Annotated in this window: 31 protein-coding genes and 1 pseudogene; 28 read left to right on the top strand and 4 right to left on the bottom strand. The window is 50.7% G+C overall.

All coding sequences use genetic code 11. The annotated features are described in order from the left end of the window. Nucleotides 1-249 precede the first annotated feature (249 nt). Nucleotides 250-1,215: an integron integrase gene (locus CCY32_RS04635; RefSeq protein WP_088329699.1), complete on the bottom strand. Its 966-nt coding sequence runs from the start codon at nucleotides 1,213-1,215 to the stop codon at nucleotides 250-252. 127 nt (nucleotides 1,216-1,342) lie between these two features. On the opposite strand from CCY32_RS04635, the gene CCY32_RS04630 reads away from it, so the two are divergent. The 17 genes and pseudogenes from CCY32_RS04630 to CCY32_RS04555 all read left to right on the top strand — a co-directional run bounded on the left by CCY32_RS04630 (nucleotide 1,343) and on the right by CCY32_RS04555 (nucleotide 11,050). Next, the gene (locus CCY32_RS04630; RefSeq protein WP_088329425.1) at nucleotides 1,343-1,708 is read left to right on the top strand and encodes a hypothetical protein; all 366 of its coding nucleotides are present in this window, start codon (nucleotides 1,343-1,345) and stop codon (nucleotides 1,706-1,708) included. A 119-nt stretch (nucleotides 1,709-1,827) separates the two neighbouring features. Next, complete coding sequence (locus CCY32_RS04625) at nucleotides 1,828-2,214, top strand: VOC family protein (protein WP_088329424.1); 387 nt, start codon at nucleotides 1,828-1,830, stop codon at nucleotides 2,212-2,214. A 123-nt stretch (nucleotides 2,215-2,337) separates the two neighbouring features. After that, on the top strand, nucleotides 2,338-2,589 hold the full coding sequence (locus tag CCY32_RS04620; protein WP_088329423.1) for a hypothetical protein: 252 nt from the start codon (nucleotides 2,338-2,340) through the stop codon (nucleotides 2,587-2,589). Nucleotides 2,590-2,702: 113 nt separating this feature from the next. After that, nucleotides 2,703-2,939: a YciI family protein gene (locus tag CCY32_RS04615; protein WP_088329422.1), complete on the top strand. Its 237-nt coding sequence runs from the start codon at nucleotides 2,703-2,705 to the stop codon at nucleotides 2,937-2,939. 95 nt (nucleotides 2,940-3,034) lie between these two features. Further along, nucleotides 3,035-3,448 carry a hypothetical protein gene (locus CCY32_RS04610; RefSeq protein ID WP_088329421.1) on the top strand — a complete coding sequence of 138 codons (414 nt, stop codon included), beginning with the start codon at nucleotides 3,035-3,037 and terminating at the stop codon, nucleotides 3,446-3,448. Between the two features lie 100 nt (nucleotides 3,449-3,548). Further along, on the top strand, nucleotides 3,549-3,833 hold the full coding sequence (locus tag CCY32_RS04605; RefSeq protein WP_088329420.1) for a hypothetical protein: 285 nt from the start codon (nucleotides 3,549-3,551) through the stop codon (nucleotides 3,831-3,833). Nucleotides 3,834-3,912: 79 nt separating this feature from the next. After that, nucleotides 3,913-5,352: a serine hydrolase domain-containing protein gene (locus CCY32_RS04600; RefSeq protein ID WP_088329419.1), complete on the top strand. Its 1,440-nt coding sequence runs from the start codon at nucleotides 3,913-3,915 to the stop codon at nucleotides 5,350-5,352. A 264-nt stretch (nucleotides 5,353-5,616) separates the two neighbouring features. Next, nucleotides 5,617-6,051 carry an energy transducer TonB gene (locus CCY32_RS04595; protein ID WP_088329418.1) on the top strand — a complete coding sequence of 145 codons (435 nt, stop codon included), beginning with the start codon at nucleotides 5,617-5,619 and terminating at the stop codon, nucleotides 6,049-6,051. Nucleotides 6,052-6,126: 75 nt separating this feature from the next. Further along, entirely contained in the window at nucleotides 6,127-6,495 is a 369-nt protein-coding gene (locus CCY32_RS04590; protein WP_088329417.1) for a DUF1801 domain-containing protein, read from the top strand. Between the two features lie 291 nt (nucleotides 6,496-6,786). After that, nucleotides 6,787-7,371 (top strand): class I SAM-dependent methyltransferase, encoded by a 585-nt coding sequence (locus CCY32_RS04585; protein WP_088329416.1) that lies wholly within the window; start codon nucleotides 6,787-6,789, stop codon nucleotides 7,369-7,371. A 110-nt stretch (nucleotides 7,372-7,481) separates the two neighbouring features. Further along, nucleotides 7,482-7,883: a GFA family protein gene (locus CCY32_RS04580; RefSeq protein ID WP_088329415.1), complete on the top strand. Its 402-nt coding sequence runs from the start codon at nucleotides 7,482-7,484 to the stop codon at nucleotides 7,881-7,883. A 220-nt stretch (nucleotides 7,884-8,103) separates the two neighbouring features. After that, nucleotides 8,104-8,586: a hypothetical protein gene (locus CCY32_RS04575; RefSeq protein ID WP_088329414.1), complete on the top strand. Its 483-nt coding sequence runs from the start codon at nucleotides 8,104-8,106 to the stop codon at nucleotides 8,584-8,586. 94 nt (nucleotides 8,587-8,680) lie between these two features. After that, complete coding sequence (locus CCY32_RS04570) at nucleotides 8,681-8,998, top strand: antibiotic biosynthesis monooxygenase (RefSeq protein ID WP_088329413.1); 318 nt, start codon at nucleotides 8,681-8,683, stop codon at nucleotides 8,996-8,998. Between the two features lie 163 nt (nucleotides 8,999-9,161). Continuing rightward, a complete protein-coding gene (locus CCY32_RS04565; RefSeq protein WP_088329412.1) occupies nucleotides 9,162-9,548 on the top strand; it encodes an MAPEG family protein in 387 nt (128 codons plus the stop codon). A 75-nt stretch (nucleotides 9,549-9,623) separates the two neighbouring features. After that, a pseudogene (locus CCY32_RS17345) lies at nucleotides 9,624-9,851 on the top strand (TfoX/Sxy family protein); the annotation flags it as partial. Nucleotides 9,852-9,911: 60 nt separating this feature from the next. Then, entirely contained in the window at nucleotides 9,912-10,397 is a 486-nt protein-coding gene (locus tag CCY32_RS17340) for a GNAT family N-acetyltransferase (RefSeq protein WP_168171438.1), read from the top strand. Between the two features lie 92 nt (nucleotides 10,398-10,489). Then, the gene (locus CCY32_RS04555) at nucleotides 10,490-11,050 is read left to right on the top strand and encodes a hypothetical protein (RefSeq protein WP_088329410.1); all 561 of its coding nucleotides are present in this window, start codon (nucleotides 10,490-10,492) and stop codon (nucleotides 11,048-11,050) included. A 267-nt stretch (nucleotides 11,051-11,317) separates the two neighbouring features. On the opposite strand, the gene CCY32_RS04550 is transcribed toward CCY32_RS04555, so the two are convergent. The 3 genes from CCY32_RS04550 to CCY32_RS04540 are packed head-to-tail and all read right to left on the bottom strand — an operon-like array spanning nucleotide 11,318 to nucleotide 15,466. Next, entirely contained in the window at nucleotides 11,318-12,886 is a 1,569-nt protein-coding gene (locus CCY32_RS04550; protein ID WP_088329409.1) for a family 10 glycosylhydrolase, read from the bottom strand. Between the two features lie 55 nt (nucleotides 12,887-12,941). Beyond that, entirely contained in the window at nucleotides 12,942-13,754 is an 813-nt protein-coding gene (locus tag CCY32_RS04545; protein WP_088329408.1) for a hypothetical protein, read from the bottom strand. Further along, the gene (locus tag CCY32_RS04540; protein WP_141096173.1) at nucleotides 13,751-15,466 is read right to left on the bottom strand and encodes a hypothetical protein; all 1,716 of its coding nucleotides are present in this window, start codon (nucleotides 15,464-15,466) and stop codon (nucleotides 13,751-13,753) included. The genes CCY32_RS04545 and CCY32_RS04540 overlap by 4 nt, the downstream gene beginning before the upstream one ends. Before the next feature lie 138 nt (nucleotides 15,467-15,604). Here CCY32_RS04540 and CCY32_RS04535 point away from each other — a divergent pair, with 138 nt between their 5' ends. The 11 genes from CCY32_RS04535 (at nucleotide 15,605) to CCY32_RS04485 (ending at nucleotide 23,310) form a co-directional block, all read left to right on the top strand. Further along, nucleotides 15,605-16,498, top strand: a complete 894-nt coding sequence (locus CCY32_RS04535) for a DUF6544 family protein (protein WP_210401681.1) — start codon at nucleotides 15,605-15,607, stop codon at nucleotides 16,496-16,498. Next, complete coding sequence (locus CCY32_RS04530; protein WP_088329406.1) at nucleotides 16,495-17,097, top strand: glutathione S-transferase family protein; 603 nt, start codon at nucleotides 16,495-16,497, stop codon at nucleotides 17,095-17,097. The genes CCY32_RS04535 and CCY32_RS04530 overlap by 4 nt, the downstream gene beginning before the upstream one ends. A gap of 27 nt (nucleotides 17,098-17,124) precedes the next feature. Beyond that, on the top strand, nucleotides 17,125-17,496 hold the full coding sequence (locus CCY32_RS04525; protein ID WP_088329405.1) for a VOC family protein: 372 nt from the start codon (nucleotides 17,125-17,127) through the stop codon (nucleotides 17,494-17,496). 125 nt (nucleotides 17,497-17,621) lie between these two features. Then, nucleotides 17,622-17,996 (top strand): VOC family protein, encoded by a 375-nt coding sequence (locus CCY32_RS04520; protein ID WP_088329404.1) that lies wholly within the window; start codon nucleotides 17,622-17,624, stop codon nucleotides 17,994-17,996. Nucleotides 17,997-18,049: 53 nt separating this feature from the next. Next, nucleotides 18,050-18,478 carry an MAPEG family protein gene (locus tag CCY32_RS04515; protein ID WP_088329403.1) on the top strand — a complete coding sequence of 143 codons (429 nt, stop codon included), beginning with the start codon at nucleotides 18,050-18,052 and terminating at the stop codon, nucleotides 18,476-18,478. A 170-nt stretch (nucleotides 18,479-18,648) separates the two neighbouring features. Further along, nucleotides 18,649-19,509, top strand: coding sequence for a hypothetical protein (locus tag CCY32_RS04510; protein WP_088329402.1), 861 nt, complete (start codon nucleotides 18,649-18,651; stop codon nucleotides 19,507-19,509). Next, a complete protein-coding gene (locus CCY32_RS04505; RefSeq protein WP_088329401.1) occupies nucleotides 19,506-19,817 on the top strand; it encodes a hypothetical protein in 312 nt (103 codons plus the stop codon). Before CCY32_RS04510 ends, CCY32_RS04505 begins: the two co-directional genes overlap by 4 nt. A gap of 76 nt (nucleotides 19,818-19,893) precedes the next feature. Further along, the gene (locus CCY32_RS04500; protein ID WP_088329400.1) at nucleotides 19,894-21,099 is read left to right on the top strand and encodes a cation:proton antiporter; all 1,206 of its coding nucleotides are present in this window, start codon (nucleotides 19,894-19,896) and stop codon (nucleotides 21,097-21,099) included. Then, a complete protein-coding gene (locus CCY32_RS04495) occupies nucleotides 21,099-21,878 on the top strand; it encodes a PhzF family phenazine biosynthesis protein (RefSeq protein WP_088329399.1) in 780 nt (259 codons plus the stop codon). The genes CCY32_RS04500 and CCY32_RS04495 overlap by 1 nt, the downstream gene beginning before the upstream one ends. A gap of 62 nt (nucleotides 21,879-21,940) precedes the next feature. Next, nucleotides 21,941-22,894: a Gfo/Idh/MocA family oxidoreductase gene (locus CCY32_RS04490; protein WP_088329398.1), complete on the top strand. Its 954-nt coding sequence runs from the start codon at nucleotides 21,941-21,943 to the stop codon at nucleotides 22,892-22,894. A gap of 35 nt (nucleotides 22,895-22,929) precedes the next feature. Further along, the gene (locus CCY32_RS04485; protein ID WP_088329397.1) at nucleotides 22,930-23,310 is read left to right on the top strand and encodes a DUF805 domain-containing protein; all 381 of its coding nucleotides are present in this window, start codon (nucleotides 22,930-22,932) and stop codon (nucleotides 23,308-23,310) included. The last annotated feature ends 6 nt before the right edge of the window (nucleotides 23,311-23,316 follow it).

The following is a 23,316-nucleotide window of genomic DNA, read 5'->3' as shown; positions in this document are numbered from 1 at the left end:
CGGCTTCTTTGTTTAGTTGTCATCTCCGCGAAGGCGGAGATCCAGCGCCTTTTTCATTTGGCTCAGGCGGTCATGCCCGAATGTCATTATCGGGCATCCAGCGCCTTTTTCCTTTCGGTGTTTTAAGGTCACTGGGTTCCCGCCAACAGCATGCGGGAACGACGCCACCGCAGGTCATGCCCGAATGTGGTTATCGGGCATCCAGCGCCTTTTTGTCTTCGTTGTTTTAGGTCACTGGACTCCCGCCAATTACAAATGCGAAAACGGGCTGATGACCCCATGGCCCCCGCGCTGAAGAATGTGGGTATATATCTGCGTGGTGCGCAAATCTGCATGGCCGAGCTGATCCTGCACTGTGCGAATGTCAGCGCCAGATTGCAGCAGGTGGGTCGCAAAAGAGTGGCGCAGGGTGTGCGGAGTAACATGCTTTTTAATACCCGCCTGGCGGGCCGCCCTGCCAACAGCCTTTCGGACCGAGGTTTCATCAATATGATGGCGCCGCACGGTGGCGGTTTCGGGATCCACCGACACCTGGCGACTGGGAAACAGATACTGCCAGCCCAGTTGGCTTTTGGACTGGGGGTACTTAACCCTTAACCGGTGCGGCATCCACACCCCGGCATAATGGGGATTGGCTAAATCCGCATGCAGATACTGCTCTACCAGCGTGATCTGGCGGCGTAAATCCGGAATTAATTCACTGGCCAAAGTCACGACCCGGTGCTTGCCGCCCTTACCGTTCCAGACACGCACCGATTTATAATCGAAATCAATATCCTGCACCCGCAGGCGCACCGACTCCATTAGCCTCAGACCACTGGCGTATAGCAACGACACCGGTAATTTTTGTTGCGCCGAGACATGTGCCAGCAATTGGCGCATTTCCAGTTGTGTTATTACCACGGGCAATTTTTGCTGACGCTGGCTTTTAACAAAATTCAGCTTCAGGCTCAGCGGTTGCTTCACCACCTCCTTATACAGAAACACCAGCGCATTGAGTGCCGAGGCCTGTGTGCCAGCGGCCACATCCAGTTCGTTTACCAGGTGATTCAGATACTGCTCCACTTCTGTGTCGCCCATCTGAACGGGATGGCGCATCTGATGAAAGTGAATATAACTGCTGATCCACTTGATATAGGTTTCAATGGTACGCTTGGCGTAGCGATGGGCGTACATCTGCTCGGCCACGGACTGAAGAAAGAGGGATTTTGCCATAACAGCATGCTCCATATACTGTATTTTCATACAGTTATAGACCAACTTCCTGATAACAGCAAAAAAGAGGAAGTCTTCCGCGTTTAAACAAGGAACTCTTCCCGCTATTAAACTGTTAGGTTCACCGATGAGAACTATTCTGGCACTCTTATTGAGCATTGTCTCAGCGTACTCCTATCCACTTGAAACTGATTCATTTCCTCTGGTTAACACAAAGTGGTTTAACTATGGGAGTAAGAACACGGTTATCTGGGGATTTTATGAAAATACTCTGACAAGAGAGTTATCTCTCTATCCAGAGCGGGGCGCAACCACTTTCAACATTCGATATAAGAAAGTAGAGCACGGATGGCTGATTGAGCTCATTTCACCTGATGGAGAGGTTGTTGAAGACCTGTATGTGAACATACAGGCTAGAGATGAAATTTACGTTGGCGATAGTCTTGATTATTTGAGCTTATATAGGCCAACTGGATATGGTAGTGATAAGTAGCATTTTGACCATAGAACCTAACAAGTTAAATCATCGGAAAACCACCCGCAGGCCAAAAATGGCCAAAGCGCGTGTGTTTTCCGCTGTTTAAAGCGTTATGCACCTAGGAGACATCGGTAGTGATTTCACATATTACGTTAGGAACTAACGACCTTAATAAAGCTATTGGATTTTATGACCAAATTCTCGGTCTAATCGGTGCAAAACAAGTAGCAAAAACCGAAGACGTTGTGTTTTATGCATTTCCAGGCTCTGATACAAAGTTATCCATTACTAAACCACACAATGGAAAACCTGCGACATTCGGTAATGGAACCATGCTGGCTCTCAAAGTTAACAGTAATGAACTTGTTAAAGAGATCTATCAGCTAGCAATAAGCTTAGGCTCGACTAGCGAAGGAAAGCCTGGTCCTCGAAATGAGAATGCTTATTTTGCTTCTTATATTAGAGATTTGGATAATAATAAAATCGCTATTTTTCATAGAGATAATAGTCTAAGTGCATAACAAACCACTCAAGGAACTCGCTCCGCTCGCTGGGACGCTAACACATGGGCTGCGTCACTTCGTTCCTAATTTTAGCCCATGTGTTATCGCCCCTTAGTGGGAAGTTATAAGCCATAGGTAAGTATGAGTTTAAGTAAAGAACAACTCGCTAAAGTTCGGATGCCGTTTAGAGTACTGGCAGGGTTTATTTTTTTGCTTTCTCTATTTGCTATTCTAGCAACTGTTACTTTCGCAATCACAGAGCCATATGATCATATTATTTGGGCTTTAAGCGCAGTAATTCTGGCTATGGCGTATATATCTGGGCATGTAGTTTTTACTGGGTATGCACCAAAATTTTTATTGTTTACGCACGGTGCAAAAGATGGCTTATAACAAGCCGTTCAACGCATGTGCCAGCAAACAGCGCTGGCCCGGACTCGCAAACTACGCTCGCCCGTTAACGGTGCGTTAGGCAAACCAAGGAGATTTTAGTGCGGTACCTAATCATGGCTATGCGTACGCCCCAATTTCAGCAGTCGGTCGTTGATGCCCACAAGCATTTCTTGGCCCAGCTCAAAGCGGATGGCGTCCTTGAGCTGGCAGGCCCGTTCACCGACAAGTCTGGTGGCGCATACGTCATTTCGGCAAAAGATCTAGAAACGGCGCAGGCAATTGCATTCAACGACCCGGTTCATACTAGCGGTTCGTCCAAGGTGTCGGTGTATGAGTGGAATGCAAGCTAGTCGCCTAACAAGAAACTTATGTCGCTCCTTCGGGGATGGGACGCTCGCAAGCTCGCGCCCCATATTTTGGCGTTAGGCATAAAGGGAGTAAGTAGATGGATCAACTTAAAAATCGAGTAATCGCCGTCATTTTAGGTATTGCGCTGGCTTATGCATCAATAGCTATTATTGGTATCGGTGCTGCGGTAGCAATCCCCTCTGACATTCTAAAACCTGTTGCACAAGTATCAGGCTTGCTTGCATTTACTCTGGTCGACTTTTTCATTATTGCAGTGCCGCTTGCGGCAGCGTTTTTAGTGGTAGCTTTTGCCAGTAGGGTGGTAATCAGAAAGCCAGACTTAACTTTCTATGCGTTGTTGCTCGCGCCTCTGGTGTTATTGCAGCTTTATTTTGTGGTGCAATCACAGCCTCAGATGCTCAATAGCTTAGTAACAACGTTACCGCGTTACCTATTGTTGGCAGTGTGTTTTTACTTATTAGTTCGCAGCTCGAATCGGGCAAATGCCTAACAAGCAAATATTATCGCCAGCGAAAAGCGCTGGCTGCGACGTCAACCCGCTGCGCGGCTTTCCGCTCTAAATTTGGGCGTTATGTAACACAGGAAAAATCGTGCAAAAGGAAGTGAGAGAAGAGCCAATATCGGAGCTGAAGTCAGATGCAAGGAGAGCGGTTTGGGCGTTCCTTATCATCAACATTTGTGTTGTTCTTCTAGCGCTAATCGGCATTAAAGAGTTCGTTTTTGCAGCCATCTTTATTCAGCTTGGTCTTATTTTACTTTGGCTGCTCCCTGTCTTCCTATATCAGGTGCTCATCAAAAAGCAGGCAGTGGTGCTATCCACACTCAAAGCCTTGGCATCTTACAAGAATTTAATGGGGCAGGTTCAGTGGCCGTAGTGTTACATAACAAGTTGCGGAAGTGTGCCGCAAACAACACGGCAGGGACGCAAAGCGTTAGCTTTAAGAGGATAATAAGTTGAAGAATATAGTTAAAGTCATTCCACTTGTACTTCTATGCTTTTTGGTCAGGGCAAATGAGCAAGATGTTGCTGGTCAGCTCGATGCGTTTATCGTTGAAATGGAAAAGCAGGCTATTTTCAGCGGTTCAATAGCTGTCATCGAAAATGGTGAGAATATTTTTAGTAAGTCTGGTGGATATGCTGATGCTTCTAAAGCAAAACCTGTTGAAAAATATGCAGTTTTCAATATTGGATCTATATCAAAGGGCTTCACTGCAATGTCGATCTTGCTGCTGGTCGAGGACAATAAGCTACAGCTGGAAAACTCTCTATCCACCTACTTTCCTGAGCTGCCAAACTGGGCTGAGAAGATTACAATTAGCCATTTGCTGAGTCATTCCTCAGGCTTGCCTGCTAATGAATATCAGCCTGATTTGGACAATACTAAAATTATTCCTGAATTGAGGACGGTGACTGAGATCGAGTTTCAGCCCGGAGAAGATACGCTTTATGGCAGTTATGGGTATCAGCTTTTAGCAATGGTTGTTGAAAGAATAACTGAGCAACCATTTGGAGCCTTCGTTCAAGACAGAATTTTCGTGCCATTGAATATGAAGTATAGCTATGTACTAGGAACTGAACCGCGGACGACGGCACAGCTTGCCATCGGATACGAATTTGGGCGGGGAAACGTGCCGCAAGACTTCACAACCGGTGCCAGTAATGTCTATTCAAATGTAAGTGACTTGCTGAAATGGGAGCGCGCACTGTCTAACAATGCTCTGGTAAAGCAAGCGACTTTACAACAGGCATTAACGCCATTTAAATGTTGGGGAAATGATTGCCGATTAAATGCCGATTTTGGTATTGGTGTGTACAAAAACGATGAGCTTTGGGGGATTCATCATCATGGTGGATTTGGCGGTTATCAATCCATGTTGTATCGATTTCCCGAAAAGAACAGGACCATAGTTTTTACTGCAAATAACGGGTTAGAACTTCAGTACAACGATATTCGATTTACGCTGATATCTATTTTGGATGGTGAAAGTCCGGCTTATCCAAAGAAAGATGCTCATATTATGTATTACGACGTGTTAATGAATAAGGGGTTAGACGAGGCAAAATCTGCATTTATATCAATGCGAAAGAAGCCTGACATTTATGATGTAAATGAGAAAGACATAAACTCCATTGGTTACTTTTTGCTTGGTAACAACCACGCTGAATTAGCAGTCGAAACCTTTAAATTTTGTTCTGAACAGTTTCCTGATTCCGCTAATATCTGGGATAGCTATGGCGAAGCCTTAGAAACCGCTAAGGATATAAAAGGAGCTCGCCATGCCTATGAAAAAGCACTGAAGCTGGCTATAGCGAACCAGAATGAAAAGCTTGCTGCAAGTATTAAGAAGAATCTGCAGAGAGTAAACGCATTGACGGAATTAACTGAAAGCTAACAAGGCCAGGCAAGCGACGCCAAACAGCAGCGCGCCTGCTGGCAGCGTTAGCAATATGAGGAAAGCGCGTTGAAAATTTTAACTACTATAGCCCTTTTTCTCTCATTTAACGCGGTTGGCGAGTTATTCGAGGAAATTGATTGTGATTCCTCTGACTCTTCTGCTTATCCATACAAGCCGATTTTATGGTCAGCACAAAACACTAACGGCAACCCGTTGCGCACTAAACATTGAGAATGATGTAAACTCACTAAGGAAGGTTTTATGAACTACAAGAAGGCACTTTTACCTCTCTGTTTTTTGTCCACCGGCGCACTCGCCGCCAATAACTATGCCTCTGTTGAATTAACGCATTTGCAACCAACAAAAACTGACAGCACCTGGCTTCGAGAAAAACAATTCATGCCTCGCTATCCCATTGAGCTGGCAATGAAAGGTGTGGCCGGTTGCGGCGTTTTTAACGTAGAAGTCGATGAAAACGGTTCAACCGAGCGCATCACGCTTATCAGCTCAGTACCTGAAAAGGTTATTTCAAAGCCTGCAATTAACGTTATCAAAGACTGGGATTGGAAATTGGCCGAGGGCAAAATGCCGGCGAGCGAAGAGAAGTTGTTAAGGCTGGATTTTTGTATGGGTGGTAGTTCGCAAGAAGAATCACTCGCAAAATGTAAGCAGCAGGCAACGATGGCATGTGAATAGCGTTCACATGGCACACCAATGCACGCTCAATAACAGGGTGTTAGTTGCTGTGGCAAATCTGCAAAGGAGGGGAGAATGAGTAAAGATTGGGAATCTGAGTTACAGAAAGTAGAAAATTTCATTAACGATATTCAGTCGGTTAATCCCGAGCATGCCAAGATTATTCAATTAGTGAGAGAACTCTTCACGCAAGAGGAAGCTGAAATACGTCAGGGAATAAAATATGGCGGTTTATGTTTCTTCCAAGAAGGTGTCCTTATTAGTGGCGTATTTCCATACAAACATCATCTGTCCATAGAATTCAGTCATGGTTCTGATTTCAGTGATCCATCTTCGGAACTGGAAGGTCAAGGCAAGGACAGAAGACACTTAAAAATATTCACGATTGAAGATATTACTACCAAAAATGCTTTGTATTTCGTTAAGCAAGCATTGGGGGAATGAAACCGTATTCGAGGGGTGGCATAACAGATACAGTCTGCATGACAAAGCTACGCTACACTCCGGTTTACCTCTGCCAGAGGCCTTCGGCTTGATGGGGAAAACGATGATGCCAAGGCTTCATCATATAACCCTTGCCGCTAATGACATGGCATCTTGCTTAAAAAGCGACGGTTGCCATATTGCCTTCGATATTGCCGCAGCAGATCAATAACTAAACGACTGACTCGCAGCCAGGTAATCCGAGGGCCTGACATCAGGCGACGATAAGACAAAACGAAAAGGGCTGACACAATGAGTAACAACTGGAATGAATATGCCGCTGGCTGGGATAGCAATGCGTCCGTCATTGCTTATGCTGATAATGCCTACATTGCCCTGAAAAATACGGTGGCGTTAGAAGGGCGCCGCATTTTAGATTTCGGTTGCGGCACCGGCTTGCTGACACAGCGGTTAGCGGGCACAGCAAGCGCGGTAGTGGCGCTGGATCCATCACACAAGATGATTGCCGTGCTGGAAAATAAAGGCCTGAACAATGTAGCAACGATTGCATCTGAGCTGTCCCCCAACCTGCTCGATGATAACCGACTGCTGTCACCTAAATTTGATCTGGTGGTGGCATCATCGGCACTGGCCTTCGTGCCCGATTACATAAACGTACTGAAGCTGTTACATCAACTACTTGATACCGGTGGTTACCTGGTGCAATGGGATTGGCACAAAGAAGAAGGTGAGCAAGGATATGGCTTTACAGCGCAACAGATATCATCGGCGCTGACAGAGGCAGATTTTGCTGAGTGCTCCGTATCCATTCCCTTTTCTATGCAAGCTGACGATAGTTCCCTGGATGTGCTGATGGGCGTGGCCAGAAAGGCCTGAGCAGGGCTCATCGGCACGACAGGTGTTTGACTGTTTCTGGTATAGTCGTTGTTAGCGACACCAACAATTCCGTTCCAGACATGGTGCGGCGGGTAACAAAAAGGATACTTATGAGCGAACACTTGGGTACCTGTTTATGCGGCACCGTCACCTTTACCATTCAGGGCGATTTTGATTGCTTCTACCTGTGTCATTGTCGGCATTGCCAAAAAGATACGGGTTCCGCACATGGAGCGAACCTGTTTTCTCAATCGGCACAGCTAACCTGGCTATCCGGTGCCCAGGCGGTCACAAGTTTTACGCTTAACGGTACCCGCCATAGCAAAAGCTTTTGTCAGCACTGTGGTTCGGCCTTACCCAACACCCAGGCCGAAGGTATGCTCGTGGTACCTGCAGGTTGTTTAGATACGCCTGTTGCGCTGTTGCCCAGTGCCCACCTTTTTTGTGCAAGCAAAGCCGCCTGGGAGACTGACCTGGACAGGGTACCCTGTTATGAAAAGCTGCCCCAATAAACACAGCACCCCGGCTGAAACCGTTACTGCATACATGTTGTGTTTATTGGTCCTTTAGCAACATAAACTTGTTGAAATTGAGGAGCCAGGACACTGCTGCGCAAACGCTGTATGAGATAGACTATCAAAGCAGCGAGGGGTTCTATGCCTGCAAGCTTAGACTGTGAAACTATCAGAGTAATATCAGCAATCTATATCGTGCTGTGAACAAGGATTGGAAATGAGTACAACGCACAACAAGGGCAAAACGGGCCGGGGACTGCTGCTGATTGCTGCGACACTGAGTTTTATCGCCGCTTTCCTGCATATCGCTGTGATCATTGGCGGTGGCGACTGGTATCGCGTTTTTGGGGCAGGTGAGCATATGGCGCAACTGGCAGAATCCGGCAGCCTGTATCCGGTTGGGGTCACGTTACTGATTGCCTCGGTGCTTTTTGTGTGGGGGCTGTATGCCCTTTCCGGAGCCGGGGTGATTGGCCGCTTACCCTGGCTGAAGCAGGGGCTGATTGCCATTACTGCGGTGTATTTGCTCAGAGCCATCGCAGGCTTTACGCTGCCTTTTGTGAGCCTGCATCCCAGCGTAATACAGAATTCACTCACCTTCTGGCTGGTCAGTTCGCTGGTGTGCCTTGTGTATGGCCTGTGCTATCTTTTTGGCAGCCTGAAGCACTGGCAACATCTTGGCAGGGTCGATCCGTTGTGAAGCGGGCGCTTTAGTTAAGCGTGCGTTTCAGCGGTGCAGACCAGTACATTGTCAGAACACCACAAAAATCTGTAACCGCCCATGGAGCCGACCTATGTCAGACATCGCCAACACCCCCGAGCCACCCTATTATGCCGTGATTTTCAGCAGCCATCGCACAGAGGGCGATAACGGCTATGACGACATGGCACAGCGCATGGTCGAGCTGGCTTCTGCCCAGCCCGGTTTTCTGGGTATGGAGTCGGTCAAAGAAGAACTGGGGATTACCGTGTCGTACTGGCAGAGCCTGGAAGCCATCAGTAACTGGAAAAACCATGCTGAGCACCGCCAGGCACGCCAACAAGGGCGCGACAACTGGTACGCTGATTTTCGTGTACGCGTGGCAAAGGTTGAACGTGAATACGGTATATAGCGCCTAAACGCAGCGGCCATTAGCCCTCTCGCCTGGCATGGTTACTCTGCCGGTAATCAAATGTTTGTGTGCGCAGCGCTTGCCACCAGCATTGAAAAAACGTCATGATAAAACCCACATCATAGTCTCTGGCAACGGCCAGGTGAGATAAAACGAGGTTATCATGAACACCTATTTTTGGTTTGCCCTGCTGGCCGCCACACAATCCCTGTTGCTGTTAGCCTTGGCGCTGAATGTGTCCAGAATCCGCATGCGGCACAAAATTTCCTTGGGTGACGGTAATAATAAGGCCCTCATGGCAGCCATACGAACCCACAGCAACAGCATCGAGCAGGCGCCGTGTTTTGTACTGGTGGTGCTGGCACTGACCTTAATTGATGCCACCAGCCCGATGCTACCTGTGCTGGTTATCGGTTTTACCCTGGCAAGACTGGCACATGCCTGGGGCATGCTGTATCGCGTATTTATGGCCAGACGCATCGGCGCCGGACTGACTTATGTGTTTCAGTTGCTTGCCATCATTGCGGTGTTGCACGCCCTGCTGGCCTGACACACGGAGCCAGAAATCACCGGGTGAAGGCAAACATATGGCGCACTATTATGATCACTCAGGCAGGAGATTCAGGTGGCAGAACTAAAGGATCTACCCGGGCTAGGAGCAAAAACCGCAACATGGTTGCGTGATGCCGGTATTCATACACCCGATGATCTCAAAGCCCTGGGAGCGGTTGGCGCCTATACAAAAATCAGCCGGCAATCCGGTGTGCGCCCGAGCCTGAATTTGCTTTACGCGCTCGCCGGCGCCATTGAGGGCGTGCACTGGCTCACCATGGCGCAGCAGGAAAAGGGACGCTTGTTAATGGAGCTGGAAGGCTATACCGAAGCCCTGCAACTGCACGCCGGGGCCGATGAAATGGAAATCATGGTGGATGACCTCAGCCGTGCACCCGTGCAGGCGCTGTTGCAGGAACACCTCAGTGATATGTATGCCACCTCGCCCGCCGAAAGTGTGCATGCACTGGACATTGAACGGCTGAAATCACCGTCGATTACCTTTTACAGCGGCTGGAGTGGCAAGCGTCTGATGGGCTGCGCAGCGCTCAAAGCCCTGAGCCCAAAGCAGGGTGAACTCAAGTCTATGCGCACCAGCACTCACGCCCGTCATTGCGGTGTTGCCAGCCGTTTGCTTACACATATTCTGCAGGAGTGCACCAGCCGGGGTTATCAGAGCATCAGTCTGGAAACCGGCTCACAGTCCTACTTTGAACCGGCGCGTAAACTCTATGAAAAATTTGGCTTTTGCTATTGCGGCCCCTTTGGCGAGTATCGCGCTGATCCTAACAGCCTGTTTATGACCCTGACTTTACATGATCAAAACCGGCATGAGCCGACGTCATAGATGCCAGGCCTTGCAGTTGGCCATGGTGGCTGGGCGTGACCTGACAGGGTCAACCCATTATTATTGAGCCATCGGCCGGATAAGGAATAAAGATGGAAACCACAAGAACCTTAGAAGAACAACGTCAGGAATTTGCCCAGCGTCGCCTCATAGCCACCCCCATTGCTGGCCTGATCGCCTGGGCCATTGTCGGATTGAGTGCGCCTTTTCTGAGTGCCCACGCCATTTCCATTTTATTATTTGTGGCCACCGGGCTCATTGTGTATCTGGGGATGTTTATTTCCCGCTTTACCGGTGAACATTTTCTGGATAAGAGCAAACCCAGAAACACCTTCGACATGTTGTTCTTCTCCACTGTCGGCATGTCGTTGCTGGTCTACGCCATTGCCATTCCGTTTTTTCTGGTGGATTACACTTCGCTGCCCTTAACGATCGGTATCCTGACCGGGCTGATGTGGGTGCCCATCTCGTGGATTATTCAGCACTGGATTGGGATTGTGCATGCTGTTGCCAGAACGGTGGCAGTGCTGACGGTCTGGTATCTCTTTCCCGAATCGCGCTTTGTGGCCATCCCTCTTGTGATTGTGGTGCTGTATGTATTTGCCATTGCAGTGTTGGAAAAACGCTGGCGCGATCTGCATCGCAGTGCGTAACTGACTGCCACGGCGCAGAGCAGAGCATTACCTTTCAGAAGATATAACAACACCCCCCTAAGGTGTATCTGCGCTTGGCGTAAATTTTGTTACATCTTCTGCTGGCACCTCAAACGCGATGATGTGCGCGCACCCAGGGCGCTTATCCGCGAGCTGGCAAAGCGCTACAACGAGCACCCATCAGCCGGTTAACCTGAGAATGTCACCGTCAGCAAACCCGCACCTTAGGGGCGGGTTTGCTGACACAGTTCCTGACCCACGACTCCGTTAGTGTTCGTCAGTGGGCGCTATCAGGTTATGGTTGATGCGTTCACTTTGCATGCCGGTACGATCAACCGCCACAACCGCTATCTCAGCGGGTAAAACGCCCGGTGAAAAGGTATACGAGCGGGTCTGGTGATTAAGGATCCGGTATTGCCAGGTGTCATCGAGTTTGTAATACAGCACCCAGCGGAACACCGCCTCCGCGCCCGTCGGTTGCCAACTGATGTGCACTTCCTCTTTCATCTGGGTGTTTACAACCGGCGGTTCGGGCGGCGTATCATCCAGCCAGGGTGAGGGTGGTACCAGCGCCTGGTTAGCGTAAATGTTGTGTGTCAGCACCTCATGAAAACGGGGGCTATCGGTAACCGTGCGCACATTCCAGAACACCTGTCCGGCCTGCTCGTTGAGCAGCGCACGACTGAACATGATCTGATTCACCACTTCATCAATACCCTCGATGGTGGTCACCTTGTTACTATTCAGGCCCGGCCACAGATGTCTGCCCTGATGATTTTGCTGTTGCCACCACGCCAGCAGCATGGGGAAACTTTGCGCGACCTGATTGGTGTTCCAGTATAACTGCGGGGTGAAATAGTCCAGCCAGCCCTGATTCAGCCATAATCTTGCGTCGGCATAAAGCTTTTCATGCTGATCAAAACCGTCGATAGTCTGTGGAAAGTTTGGTCGCCAGATACCAAAAGGGCTGATGCCGACTTTGACATAAGACTTGATGGCTTTAACCCGCTGATAAAGGGTTTTGACAAAATGATTCACCGCCTGACGACGCCAGTCACTCAGGGGCAGTTCGCCTCCTTGTGCCAGATATTCATCATAGGCCTGCTGATCAGGAAAGTCTTCGCCGTCATTGTATGAGGGGTAGGGATAGAAATAATCATCGTAATGAATACCGTCAATGTCATAACGACTGACGATATCCTCAATCACAGCAAGTGAATGGGCCACCGTTTCTGCCTGGGTGGGGTTCATCCAGTACATGCCGTTTTTCAGTTCCCTGACCAGTTCGGGACGGGTGCGGATGATGGAATGTGCTGAGATCTCCCCGCCTTCAAAATGATGGGCGCGGTAAGGATTGACCCAGGCATGCAGCTCCATCCCGCGGTTGTGAGCCTGCTCTATCCAGAATGACAAGGGATCATAAAAGGGTTCGGGCGGCTGCCCCTGCTCGCCGGTTAAATAGTAAGACCAGGGCTCCAGCTCGCTGCGGTATAAGGCGTCCGCATGGGGCCTGACCTGCAAAATAACCGCGTTCAGGTTGGCCGAGGCCATACTGTCGAGCAGTGCCAAGGCCTCCTGTTGCTGTTCCTGTGGGGATAAGCCCGGCTCGCTGGGCCAGTTAATATTGACCACAGACGCCACCCAGGCCGCCCGGAATTCGGTGGCCACACTCTCTCTGTTCGCTTTGCCGTAATTGGGCAGGGTGGGGCCGAACAACGCCTTGTAGTTGAGTAATACCAGCACCAGCACGGCCATGGCCAACAGATACAGGCGTTCTTTAAGAGTGAGGGAAACACAACGGCGGATACATAACAAAAACAACGATTTTATGTGCATACAAGGTGCTGACCTGAACAATAAAAAGAAAAAAGCCGTCGGGTGACGGCCCCGATTAGTCCCTGGGGTGGGATTTTTTATAACGCTCAATGGAGGCGCTGAGTAATCTGGCTTTAGCAGACTGCGCCGGCAGTGTTGCCAGGGTGGCCTCATAGGCTCCCAGATTGTCCTGATTAAGGTACGGTACAATGCGCTCGGCAATGGTCCGCGACACATAAAAACTGCCGGTCTTAAGATTTTTAATCAAAAGCGCATCAATAGACTGGCTGAGCTGCGGATAACGTTGCAGTTCTTCAAGGGCCAGTTCCATCACTTTACTGTCGTAACTGTCATCAAGGGCCCCAAGCAATGTGCGGGCATTGTCAGGTTGAGGCGATTGTTGTTGCATCATTTCCAGCGCCTGATATTGCACCCGGCCAAGGGGACTGGTGAGATAATCTGCGGTCACAGCGGCCAACACCTCATCTTCATACTGATGATTCGCATAAAGCTTCTGCAATGCCTGTAAGGCCTCGACTAAACGGGCTTCCTGTTCAAACATCCCGGCTCTGGGATCTTCCGGCGTTGCGCTGCACTCACCGTTATCCTGACAGTGTTTCGCCTGCTCCAGCTTACTGATCAGGTGCTCACGACGCTGATAAAATTCTGCGCCGGGTGTCGCATCGGGCACCCTGGTCTGCGGCGCTTCTTGTGCTTGCTGCGCCTCTTTTGGCGCTGCCTGACGTTCCTTGTCAGCGTCTTTGGGCGCAGCGCTTTTGCCTGCAATCTCGCCCTTTACTGCGGATTTCTCCGTTGACCAGGGCTGCCACAGCCACACTGCCGCCACGCCGAGTACGCCAACCACGATGAATAGGGATAATCTGCTCATGCTCTGCGCCTTGTTAACATGCACAACATTGCCAGCAACCAGTAACTCAGGGTACCACCGGAGTCCTGTGGATCTGATGGCTGCGGTTCAGGCGGCGGTGTATCGGTTTGTGGAGGGCTAAATGCCGTCCAGTCAGTGAGATTAGCACTGGGAAGCAGACTGCCACTGTAGATAAAACCACTTTGACCGTTGCTGCTGATTTCATAATAGAGATCATTATGTTGCCCTATGACCTGGGTATCGAGCACATTAAGCTCGTCTCCCTCTTCAACACGGCCAATCTCGGTGCCCTGTTCACCGGCCACATCAGTGATGACAATGCCCTGGGCATTAACCACATAGAGGGTATCGCCGGGCATCGCGACAATGCGATCATCTGCTTCAAGGCGCTGATGCTCAGCCGGTGAAGCCCAGTCACTGAAATCCCTCACACCGCCGGCATAGATGTACCCCTCACTCTCGCCTTGATAACGGATACGATAATACCGGGACTGGTCTGCGGGGGTACCGGCAACAATGTCCAGCACCTGATAAACCTTGCCCACTTCAGCATCCTGCTGGGTATCGGTACCGGCCGCGGTTTGGCGTATATTGATGGCCTTCTCTGCCACCAGGCTCTGACCCACCCTGAAACTGTTTTCCAGGTTCGTCATACAGGCATGTTTCTCATAAACCTGCTTCGGATAAGCCAGACTCTGTTCCTCATCCAGGGTGATGGCGCTGGCAATCGACACCCGATCAAACTTTGCATTCAGACAGGCCGCATCCTGTTGCTGTGCCACACAATGAAAGCTGCCGTTTTCCAACAGACAGATTTCTCCACTGTTCAGTTGCAGGTAATTGTATTGCCAGGGCTGCTCAGGATTGGCAATGGAGTAAGGCGGCGGCACGTATTCCGGTATACAGAACTCCACCCCTTCAAGCATACAGGGCACATCCACCGGTGCAGTCTGTTGGGCATCGGCAATATAGTCGAGCCAGGCTTTCGCTTCATACTTGCCTAGAAAACCTTCATCCTGCCAGGCCGGGTTTTGTTGCCAGCGACAGATCTGACTGGGCCCGCCATTGTATGCTGCATAGGCGGCCCGGGTGCGCTGTTCCCAGTTATTTGGATCAGCAAGGCAGCTCGCCTGCTCGGCGTTTTGCCACTCACTGTAAAAGATTTCCATGGCATAGAGCAGATTTTCGAAAATCTGCCAGCCTTTACCCTCATTAATGCGGGCAAAATGCCAGCGGTCATCAATCTGCATCATGCCGTGACCATGGCCGGAATCACCGCGCATCATCTTCATTCTGCCGTCCACCACCGCATCGCGGTAATGACTCCAGAAGGTTTCCTGATTGGCTACTGCTTTGATGGCCTCAACCCAGGCGTCGTTTTCATCAGCACTGGCGTCGGGTTTACGCACCGACAAATAATACGCGGCACCGTCACGGATAGTGGCATTCAGGGCATTCATATAACGCGAACGTTCAGCAGAAACAGAGCGGGACGTATCAAACACAATGTCGCTGAGGTAGCTTCGGACAAATGCCGGATCACCAAAAGGTTCGATATCGCAATAGGCCGGGGCAGTACCAAAGTTCCAGCTGGTGTTGTCGGTGATCTTGTGGGCGCAAAGGTAATAGGCTTCGGTCTGATTAGGCGCAGCCATGCTGTGCGAACCGCCAAGGGCGGCCATACACAGCAAAAGAAAGAGAACAATCCGCAACGTTTTATTCCTAAAAGGCGACCATGTTAAGAATAAGTTATTCAAACCCAGCGCTAAAGTCAACTGCCATTCTCAGCCAATTGCGCTACTATCGCTGTGAGTTATGGTCCTGTGTCATTCACAAAGAGAAACGACCTCATGCTGATCATCGCCATAGTGTTACTGTTGCTATTGATACTACTTGCCCGGCGCATGGCCGATTACCGTGCTGACCGGCGCGTGACAGAGCACCTGATATCGACTCAGCCTGAGCTCCCCGACGTATTTCATCCTGACATGGTGGCGTCGTTACCCGAGCCTGCCAGACGCTATTTTCTGTATACCATTGCACCGGACACGCCCCTTTACCCGGTGGTGGATTTCACCATGACCGGAAAATTTGCCTTGGGCACCCGCCAGCAACCGAATTATTTTGCTATGCGCGCCAGGCAGGTGCTGAGCGTGCCTCAAGGATTCATTTGGAGCATGCGCGCCAGCCGCGGCTGGATGCGCGTGTCTGGCTCAGACTCACACCGATGGACACGATTCTGGCTGATGGGGCTGATACCGGTTGCACGTATGGGAGGGGATACTGACCACCAACGCTCGGCTTTTGGCCGCTATATCGCTGAGGGGGTATTCTGGTCGCCGGCAGCGCTGCTGCCAGGCCCGGACGTTCACTGGGAACCGGTTGACCAAAATTGCGCCCGTGTCACGCTGACCCATGGCACATTGTCACAATCTGTGGATATCACCGTTGCAGAAAATGGCCAACCTACTCAGGTGTGTTTTCTGCGCTGGAGCAATGCAAACCCGGAGAAAGTCTATCGACTGCAACCTTTCGGCGGAAAGCTCTCAGCCTTTAAAACCTTTGCCGGGTTCTGCCTGCCAACCCACGTGGAGGCGGGCAATCACTTTGGCAGCGACGACTATTTCCCGTTTTTTATAGCGGATATTGAGCAGTTTCATTTTCCTTTGCCCTTCAAAAGAGGGGCATCTGGTGACGCTTCATCTCCTCATTCACCTTCTCACACAACATCGGGAGAACTATGAAAATTTACGGCGACAGTCAGTCAGGCAACTGCTACAAGATACAACTGCTGTGCTCATTGCTTGATATTGAGCACCAATGGATTGCGGTGAACATTCTCGCCGGGGATACGGGCAAAGCGGATTTTCTGGAGAAAAATCCTAATGGCAAAATTCCGTTGCTGGAGCTTGTGGATGGCAGATACGTATCTGAGTCCAACGCCATATTGAATTATCTCGCTTATGGCAGTGAATTACTGCCAACAGAGCCTTTTTTACTGGCCAAGGTGCAGCAATGGCAGTTCTTTGAACAATACAGTCATGAGCCCTACATTGCGGTAGCGCGGTTTATTGCCAGGTATCTTGGGCTGCCTGAAGAGCGCAAAGAGGAATATCGGGCCAAACAGGCGGGAGGACACAAAGCCCTGGCGGTGATGGAGCAACAATTATCCACGACCCCCTACCTTACCGGCAATGACCTTACGACCGCAGATATCAGCTTATACGGGTACACCCATGTGGCTCAAGAGGGCGGCTTCGAACTGCAGCGCTACCCCGCCATTGGCGACTGGCTGCAACGCATTTCTGCTCTGCCCGGCTATATTGATATGGGCACAGATTAACCCACTGATAAAAATAAGGATCACCCTATGGAATTAGGTGCATTTTCAATCAGCCTGGCCGTAAAAAACATCCACGCTTCCCGCGCTTTTTATGAAAAACTCGGGTTTGAGTCCATGGGCGGCGATGCCGATCAGGGCTGGCTGATTCTGAAAAATGGTGAGCATATTATTGGCCTGTTTCAGGGCATGTTTGAGGACAATATTCTGACCTTTAATCCGGGCTGGAATCAGTCTGCCGAGAACCTCGATGCCTTTACCGATGTGCGTGATTTACGCGACGAGTTGCAGCGCCGTGGCATCAAGATTGTCAAAGACCAGATTGAGCAGCCCAGTGGCCCGGGCAGCATTGTACTGGAAGACCCCGACGGCAATCCTATTCTGATTGATCAGCATCGGTAACCGCGTCACATATACGAACCGCATCGGGGGCAGTGCAGCATTGTATTTGGTGTCAGGCAGCCGTGCTGGTGGTAAGGGCAGCGGATGTTTAAGATGGGTAGTGGATAAGCAAGAAGGAGACAAGCATGAAAGCCACCGGAAAAATTAATTACGTGGAATTCCCGGCCACACAGCTTGAGCAAAGCAAAGCGTTTTTTAGTGAAACCTTTGGCTGGGAGTTCACGGATTATGGGCCGGATTATACCGCCTTCAGTGAGGCCGGTATCGACGGTGGGTTTTTCCGCAGTGACCTCAGCGCACAGGTCAGCACAGGCAGTGCCCTGATCGTACTCTACACGCACGATCTGGAGGCAACACAACACAAAGTGCAGGAGTATGGGGGCAAGATCAGCAAAGCCATTTTTGCCTTTCCGGGCGGGCGACGTTTTCACTTCACCGACCCCAGTGGCAACGAGTTTGCCGTATGGTCAGATATTCTGGCTGAGAAGCTGTCCGGTTAACCCGGCATCAACAGTGTAGCGACTTCACGACAACAGATAAAAAAGGACTCCCCATGGAACTGCTATACCCCATGTTCGTTATGGTTATGTTGACACTGGTTGTAGGCATGCTAACAGCCTATAACCGCATTCGCAGCGCGTATGCCGGTGAACTCGACCCGCGTTATTTTAAGGTCATGGCCAATTATTCGGTGCCTGATCATATTGCCAAATTTGGCCGCAACTTCGACAACCTGTTTGAGGTACCCGTGCTCTTCTATGCCGCAGCCACCAGCGCACTGGCGCTGAATCTCACCGGGCAGTGGCTGGTTTATCTGGCCTGGCTGTTTGTGGGTCTGCGCATTGTGCACAGTCTTATTCACATCACCTATAACCATCCACTGCACCGTTTTCTGGTGTTTTTATTGTCCTTTTTCACGGCGATTGCCATGTGGATCAATCTGATGCTGCAGGCCACACAAAGTATGACGCTCACACCCTGACGCTATAGCAAAACTGGAATCCTGGTGGGTATTTTTTCGCGAATCGGGCAATCACTGACTAAACTGGATTTTCGGTGAATAACCTTATTTAACACCGCGACGCAATCCATAAGTCGTTTAGCCCCAGAGGATATCAAGCAGGGATAGCGTGCACCATCAAGGAGTGAACTATGGACTTACTGGATTCAGGCAACGTTAAAAACCGCGTGAAACTTCGCAGTGTCGCCGTCGCGACACTGATTCACCTCTCTCTTGCCGCTTTTACCCTGGGGCTGTCTCTGCTCCTGTTGCTGATATTTGGCACACTCACCGCGTCTTTTATAAACCGGGAAACACGCCATGCAACAGCCAGTTCGAATACCTTCAAAAAGCACTTTCCGTTTAACAGCTATGGGCAGGTATTCGGGAGTTTTCAACATGTGTTTGTTCACTCTAAAAATATTGAGCAGAGCATGTTCACCGCCATTGAGTCTGAGCTGATCTCTTGCACCCCCATCAAGAGCCTGGAACGGGTGACCATTACCGACATTGATCCTGACTTAACAGACATCGATGAGCGTCATTTTATCAAAGCCAGTTCAACGCCCTCTGCCCGAGGCACCGCCCTGACCTTGATTCTCAATCAATCTCAGTTTGGGCAAATGCAGTCCATTGAATGGCGTGTACTGTGCGGTGGTTATATCGACAAAAACAAGAAATTCAATTTTGTCGCCTACTCGCTGTTCAGCTTTTTGTTTTGGATCCAGCCGTATATCCGCCGCGAGTATGACCTGCTGACAAAGATAAAAACCATCTATTCCAGTGCCTACAATGATATGGATGTGATGACACAGATCAGGTGCATCCACGATGCGGTGTTTAATGCCATGATCAAAGAGCTGGAAAAACATGACATTGATACCAGTGAACTCAAAGCCCAGAAAATGCAGGTGATGAACATCAATGTCTCCGGTGGCAGAGTGAACATGGGCAATGTGGTACAAGGCGCGATGAACAAAGTCTCAAACATGACCAGTGGAGTCAGAAAATGACCAAGGGTAATATCTATATTACTGTCTCAGGAGGCGCCGGAACCTTCGGTAATATCTCTCAGGGCGACCACAACCAGCTGTCCACCACGATGCAGGAGGCTGTACAGCAATTTCATCACAACCTGGACGAACTGAAGCACGCGCAACTGGCCACGGCGGAACAGGTTGAAAACTTAAAGCAGGATGTCGAAGCCCTGCTGCAACGCCCACAGCAACAAGGTATGCTGGAAAAAGCCAAGGCGTTATATGAAACCTACAGCTGGGCCATTGATCCCTTGCGGAAACTCTTTTCGGTTATGTGCCCCTGATCAATCTGGCCCATTGTGCGACAACGCAGGTGACGGTAAGTTATCCTACACAGACCCGCAATAAGGTGAGTGTTTTATGTTAGTCAGCACCCTGCTAATGACATTGGGCGGATTGTTTCTGGCCGGCGTCATGATTGAAGGCATTGGTCGTCGCACACCGCTGCCAAGGGTGACACTGCTACTGGGATTTGGCTTTGCCATCGGCCCCTCTGGCTGGGATCTGCTGCCGGATATTCAGGATATCTGGTTCCCTGTGATTGCTGATATGGCCTTGCTGATGATTGGCTTTTTGCTTGGCGAGAAGCTGGTGAGCTTACTGTCCGGCAAGCTGGGGCCCATGATCCTCAAAGTCTCCCTGTACAACGCCCTGATCACCGTTGCGGTCTTAATTATTGGTCTATGGGTACTGAACATTCCCACCAGCATGGCGTTGTTACTGGCGGCGATTGCCGCTGCCACCGATCCTGCCGCCACCACCGACGTCATCGAAGAGGCCCGGGCCAAAGGCCCCTTCACCTCCGTGCTGGTTGGCGTCGTGGCCATCGATGACGCCTGGGGCATGATCCTGTTCAGCATTTTGCTGGCTACAGCGCTGGTACTCAGTGGCAACGGTAACGGTGTCGATGGACTCTGGCTGGGTGTTCATGATGTGGGTGGCGCACTGTTATTAGGTGTTTTATTGGGGGCGCCCATGGCGTACCTCACCGGCCGCACGCGCTCTGGCAAACCCACCTTAGTGGAAGCCCTGGGGTTCGTATTCCTGTGCGGGGGACTGGCTAAGTGGTTTGAGGTGTCTTTTTTGCTCGCCGCCATGGTGATGGGGGCGATGGTCTATGCGCTGGCCAGCCATCACAAACGTCCGTTCCACGAAATCGAATATGTGGACTGGCCGTTCAAGATGCTGTTTTTTATTCTTGCCGGGGCCGCACTGAATATTCCTGCTTTACTCAGCGCCGGTTACCTTGTGATTGCCTATATCCTGCTACGCATTGTCGGTAAAATTGCCGGGGCGGTTATCGGCGGCAAACTCTGTGGCGCACCGGTATCGGTGCAGCGCTGGCTGGGGCCCGCGTTGCTGCCACAGGCCGGCGTAGGTCTTGGTATGGCACTGGTTGCGGCGCAGTCTTTTCCGCAGTTTGCCGAGCCACTGCTGGCCATCTCCATTGGCTCGACGGTACTCTTTGAACTCATCGGCCCGGTGATGACACGCCTTGCGCTAAGGCGCTGCGGCGAAGAAGGGCGACAATCATCAATATCAAAAACTCACCACAAGGACTCTTGATGCACATCTCGCTTTATCAGGTGGATGCTTTTGCTTCACAACCCTTCGAAGGTAATCCCGCGGCCGTTTGTCCGTTACCACATTGGCCGGATGACAGTTTGCTGCAGCGCATTGCCGAAGAAAACAACCTCTCCGAAACCGCCTTTTTTGTGCCCATGGATGACCATTATCAGCTGCGCTGGTTTACCCCTGCCGAAGAGGTGGACCTGTGCGGCCACGCCACACTGGCCGCCGCCCATGTGTTGTTTAAGCACGGCAGTCATACTGAGGATGACATTGTGTTTGAAACCCGCAGTGGCAGGCTGACCGTTCGTCGCAACGAAGAGGGTCTGGTTATGGACTTTCCGGCCTCAATGCCCCGTGTTGTTTCGCCCCCAGCGGCGCTGCTGGACGGACTCGGATGCACGCCGTGCGAGGTGTTACAGGCCTTTGATTACATTGTGGTACTGGCATCGGAGCAACAGGTGAAAACCCTGACACCGGATTTATCTTTGTGGCTGAAACTCGATGGCCGCGGCGTGGTGGTGACCGCACCCGGCGACAAGGTGGATTTTGTCAGTCGCTGCTTCTTTCCGAAACTGCGCATCAATGAAGACCCTGTAACCGGTTCGGCCCACTGTGAAACAGCCCCCTTGTGGGCCAGCAAGCTGGATAAAACCACGCTCATCGCCACGCAGTTATCCTCCCGTTGTGGCAAACTCAAATGCGAGGTTAAGGGCGATCGTGTTGAACTGACCGGGCGCTGCGCCGATTATCTGCAAGGCACCATCACTTTGTAAGTCTTATTGTCTGCGCGCGCCTGCGCCCTTAAGATAACCCCTTTAATGCCCGGAGTGCATGGATGAAAATTGCCCTGATAGGCCTTGGTGATATTGCGCAAAAAGCGTATTTACCCCTTTTATCTGCCTGGCCTGGCATACAGGTGGTGCTGTGCAGCCGCAACCAAAAACAGCTAAGCGAACTGGCAGAGCAATATCGCATTTCGCATTATTGCAGCGACTACCGGGCGTTGGCCGACTACCAACCTGATGGCGTGATGATTCATGCCGCCACTGAAGTTCACTCTCATCTGGCTCGGTATTTTCTGAATCTGGGGATCCCCACATTTGTGGACAAACCGCTGTGCGCAACCTTTGCAGAATGTGAAGCCCTGTATGAATTAGCCGCCCGCACTAATGCGCCGCTTTTTGTGGGCTTTAACCGGCGCTATCTGCCAATACTGCATCAGGAAACCGGCATCTCAGGAGTCAGTGATAACGCACTGAGTGAATTACGCGCTATTCGCTGGGAGAAACACCGGCACAACTTGCCTGGTGACGTGCGAGCTATGGTGTTCGATGATTTTATTCATGCCATAGACAGCGTTAATCTGAATGGTCAGCTGCATCAGGCTGCGCTGGACCACTGGGTGCAGTTTAGTGGCCAACACATTGCCAGAATTGATTGTCGCTGGCAGCATCAGGAAACACTGTTTGAGGCCAGCATGAACCGCCTGTATGGCAAAACCTGTGAACGTATCACGCTCAGCTATCCAAATCGTGCACTGGAACTGGAGAGTCTCATCCAGGGACATTGGTCGGAGCAGGGAGTATCGCATCAGGTGACGTTACCGGACTGGACTCCCATGCTCGCGGCTAAAGGGTTTGAGGCCATGCTCAGACATTGGTTTGAGTGTGTTGATAGCGGTCAGTTGCCGGTGCACATCCTGGATCGTAATCTGAGCAGCCATCAAATTTGCGAAGCCTTATGCCAGCGCATCAGCACAGCGCCGGATGGCGCTACTGGACATCCATGATGCCAGCCCCCCCACACACTGTCAGGAGTCACACTATGAATTGGTATCTCGCCGCCCTGAGCAAATATGCCGTCTTCAGAGGACGCGCCCGACGAATGGAATACTGGTTTTTTATTCTGTTTAATTTCTTAATCAGCCTGCTAATGGCGCTGGTAGATGGTCTTACCGGTACGTTCAATGCCGATACCGGTATTGGCCTTCTCGGCACCCTCTATGGCCTGGCAGTGCTGATTCCCAGTATCGCCGTTACAGTCAGGCGGCTACACGATAGCGGGCGCAGCGGCTGGTGGTTCTTGTTGGTGTTTATTCCTGTACTCGGCGGGCTCATTCTGTTGGTGATGATGCTGTTTGATAGCCAGCCCGGCGACAACGCCTACGGGCCAAACCCTAAATCAGAGCATCAGCTTGAATGCTGATCCTGC

Source organism: Lacimicrobium sp. SS2-24, from assembly GCF_002201535.1.
Classification (GTDB): Bacteria; Pseudomonadota; Gammaproteobacteria; order Enterobacterales; family Alteromonadaceae; genus Lacimicrobium.
This window is presented reverse-complemented; position numbering and strand designations above follow the sequence as displayed.

Excerpts from the sequence above, each read along its gene's own strand:
- CCY32_RS04565 (WP_088329412.1), top strand. The coding sequence starts at position 9,162 with ATGAACACCTATTTTTGGTTTGCCCTGCTGGCCGCCACACAATCCCTG.
- CCY32_RS04590 (WP_088329417.1), top strand. The coding sequence starts at position 6,127 with ATGAGTAAAGATTGGGAATCTGAGTTACAGAAAGTAGAAAATTTCATT.
- CCY32_RS04485 (WP_088329397.1), top strand. The coding sequence starts at position 22,930 with ATGAATTGGTATCTCGCCGCCCTGAGCAAATATGCCGTCTTCAGAGGA.
- CCY32_RS04610 (WP_088329421.1), top strand. The coding sequence starts at position 3,035 with ATGGATCAACTTAAAAATCGAGTAATCGCCGTCATTTTAGGTATTGCG.
- CCY32_RS04520 (WP_088329404.1), top strand. The coding sequence starts at position 17,622 with ATGAAAGCCACCGGAAAAATTAATTACGTGGAATTCCCGGCCACACAG.
- CCY32_RS04530 (WP_088329406.1), top strand. The coding sequence starts at position 16,495 with ATGAAAATTTACGGCGACAGTCAGTCAGGCAACTGCTACAAGATACAA.
- CCY32_RS04490 (WP_088329398.1), top strand. The coding sequence starts at position 21,941 with ATGAAAATTGCCCTGATAGGCCTTGGTGATATTGCGCAAAAAGCGTAT.
- CCY32_RS04495 (WP_088329399.1), top strand. The coding sequence starts at position 21,099 with ATGCACATCTCGCTTTATCAGGTGGATGCTTTTGCTTCACAACCCTTC.
- CCY32_RS04615 (WP_088329422.1), top strand. The coding sequence starts at position 2,703 with ATGGCTATGCGTACGCCCCAATTTCAGCAGTCGGTCGTTGATGCCCAC.
- CCY32_RS04575 (WP_088329414.1), top strand. The coding sequence starts at position 8,104 with ATGAGTACAACGCACAACAAGGGCAAAACGGGCCGGGGACTGCTGCTG.
- CCY32_RS04510 (WP_088329402.1), top strand. The coding sequence starts at position 18,649 with ATGGACTTACTGGATTCAGGCAACGTTAAAAACCGCGTGAAACTTCGC.
- CCY32_RS04545 (WP_088329408.1), bottom strand. The coding sequence starts at position 13,754 with ATGAGCAGATTATCCCTATTCATCGTGGTTGGCGTACTCGGCGTGGCG.
- CCY32_RS04580 (WP_088329415.1), top strand. The coding sequence starts at position 7,482 with ATGAGCGAACACTTGGGTACCTGTTTATGCGGCACCGTCACCTTTACC.
- CCY32_RS04505 (WP_088329401.1), top strand. The coding sequence starts at position 19,506 with ATGACCAAGGGTAATATCTATATTACTGTCTCAGGAGGCGCCGGAACC.
- CCY32_RS04630 (WP_088329425.1), top strand. The coding sequence starts at position 1,343 with ATGAGAACTATTCTGGCACTCTTATTGAGCATTGTCTCAGCGTACTCC.
- CCY32_RS04620 (WP_088329423.1), top strand. The coding sequence starts at position 2,338 with ATGAGTTTAAGTAAAGAACAACTCGCTAAAGTTCGGATGCCGTTTAGA.
- CCY32_RS04635 (WP_088329699.1), bottom strand. The coding sequence starts at position 1,215 with ATGGCAAAATCCCTCTTTCTTCAGTCCGTGGCCGAGCAGATGTACGCC.
- CCY32_RS04525 (WP_088329405.1), top strand. The coding sequence starts at position 17,125 with ATGGAATTAGGTGCATTTTCAATCAGCCTGGCCGTAAAAAACATCCAC.
- CCY32_RS04550 (WP_088329409.1), bottom strand. The coding sequence starts at position 12,886 with ATGCACATAAAATCGTTGTTTTTGTTATGTATCCGCCGTTGTGTTTCC.
- CCY32_RS17340 (WP_168171438.1), top strand. The coding sequence starts at position 9,912 with ATGGAAATCATGGTGGATGACCTCAGCCGTGCACCCGTGCAGGCGCTG.
- CCY32_RS04570 (WP_088329413.1), top strand. The coding sequence starts at position 8,681 with ATGTCAGACATCGCCAACACCCCCGAGCCACCCTATTATGCCGTGATT.
- CCY32_RS04535 (WP_210401681.1), top strand. The coding sequence starts at position 15,605 with ATGCTGATCATCGCCATAGTGTTACTGTTGCTATTGATACTACTTGCC.
- CCY32_RS04555 (WP_088329410.1), top strand. The coding sequence starts at position 10,490 with ATGGAAACCACAAGAACCTTAGAAGAACAACGTCAGGAATTTGCCCAG.
- CCY32_RS04500 (WP_088329400.1), top strand. The coding sequence starts at position 19,894 with ATGTTAGTCAGCACCCTGCTAATGACATTGGGCGGATTGTTTCTGGCC.
- CCY32_RS04515 (WP_088329403.1), top strand. The coding sequence starts at position 18,050 with ATGGAACTGCTATACCCCATGTTCGTTATGGTTATGTTGACACTGGTT.
- CCY32_RS04585 (WP_088329416.1), top strand. The coding sequence starts at position 6,787 with ATGAGTAACAACTGGAATGAATATGCCGCTGGCTGGGATAGCAATGCG.
- CCY32_RS04595 (WP_088329418.1), top strand. The coding sequence starts at position 5,617 with ATGAACTACAAGAAGGCACTTTTACCTCTCTGTTTTTTGTCCACCGGC.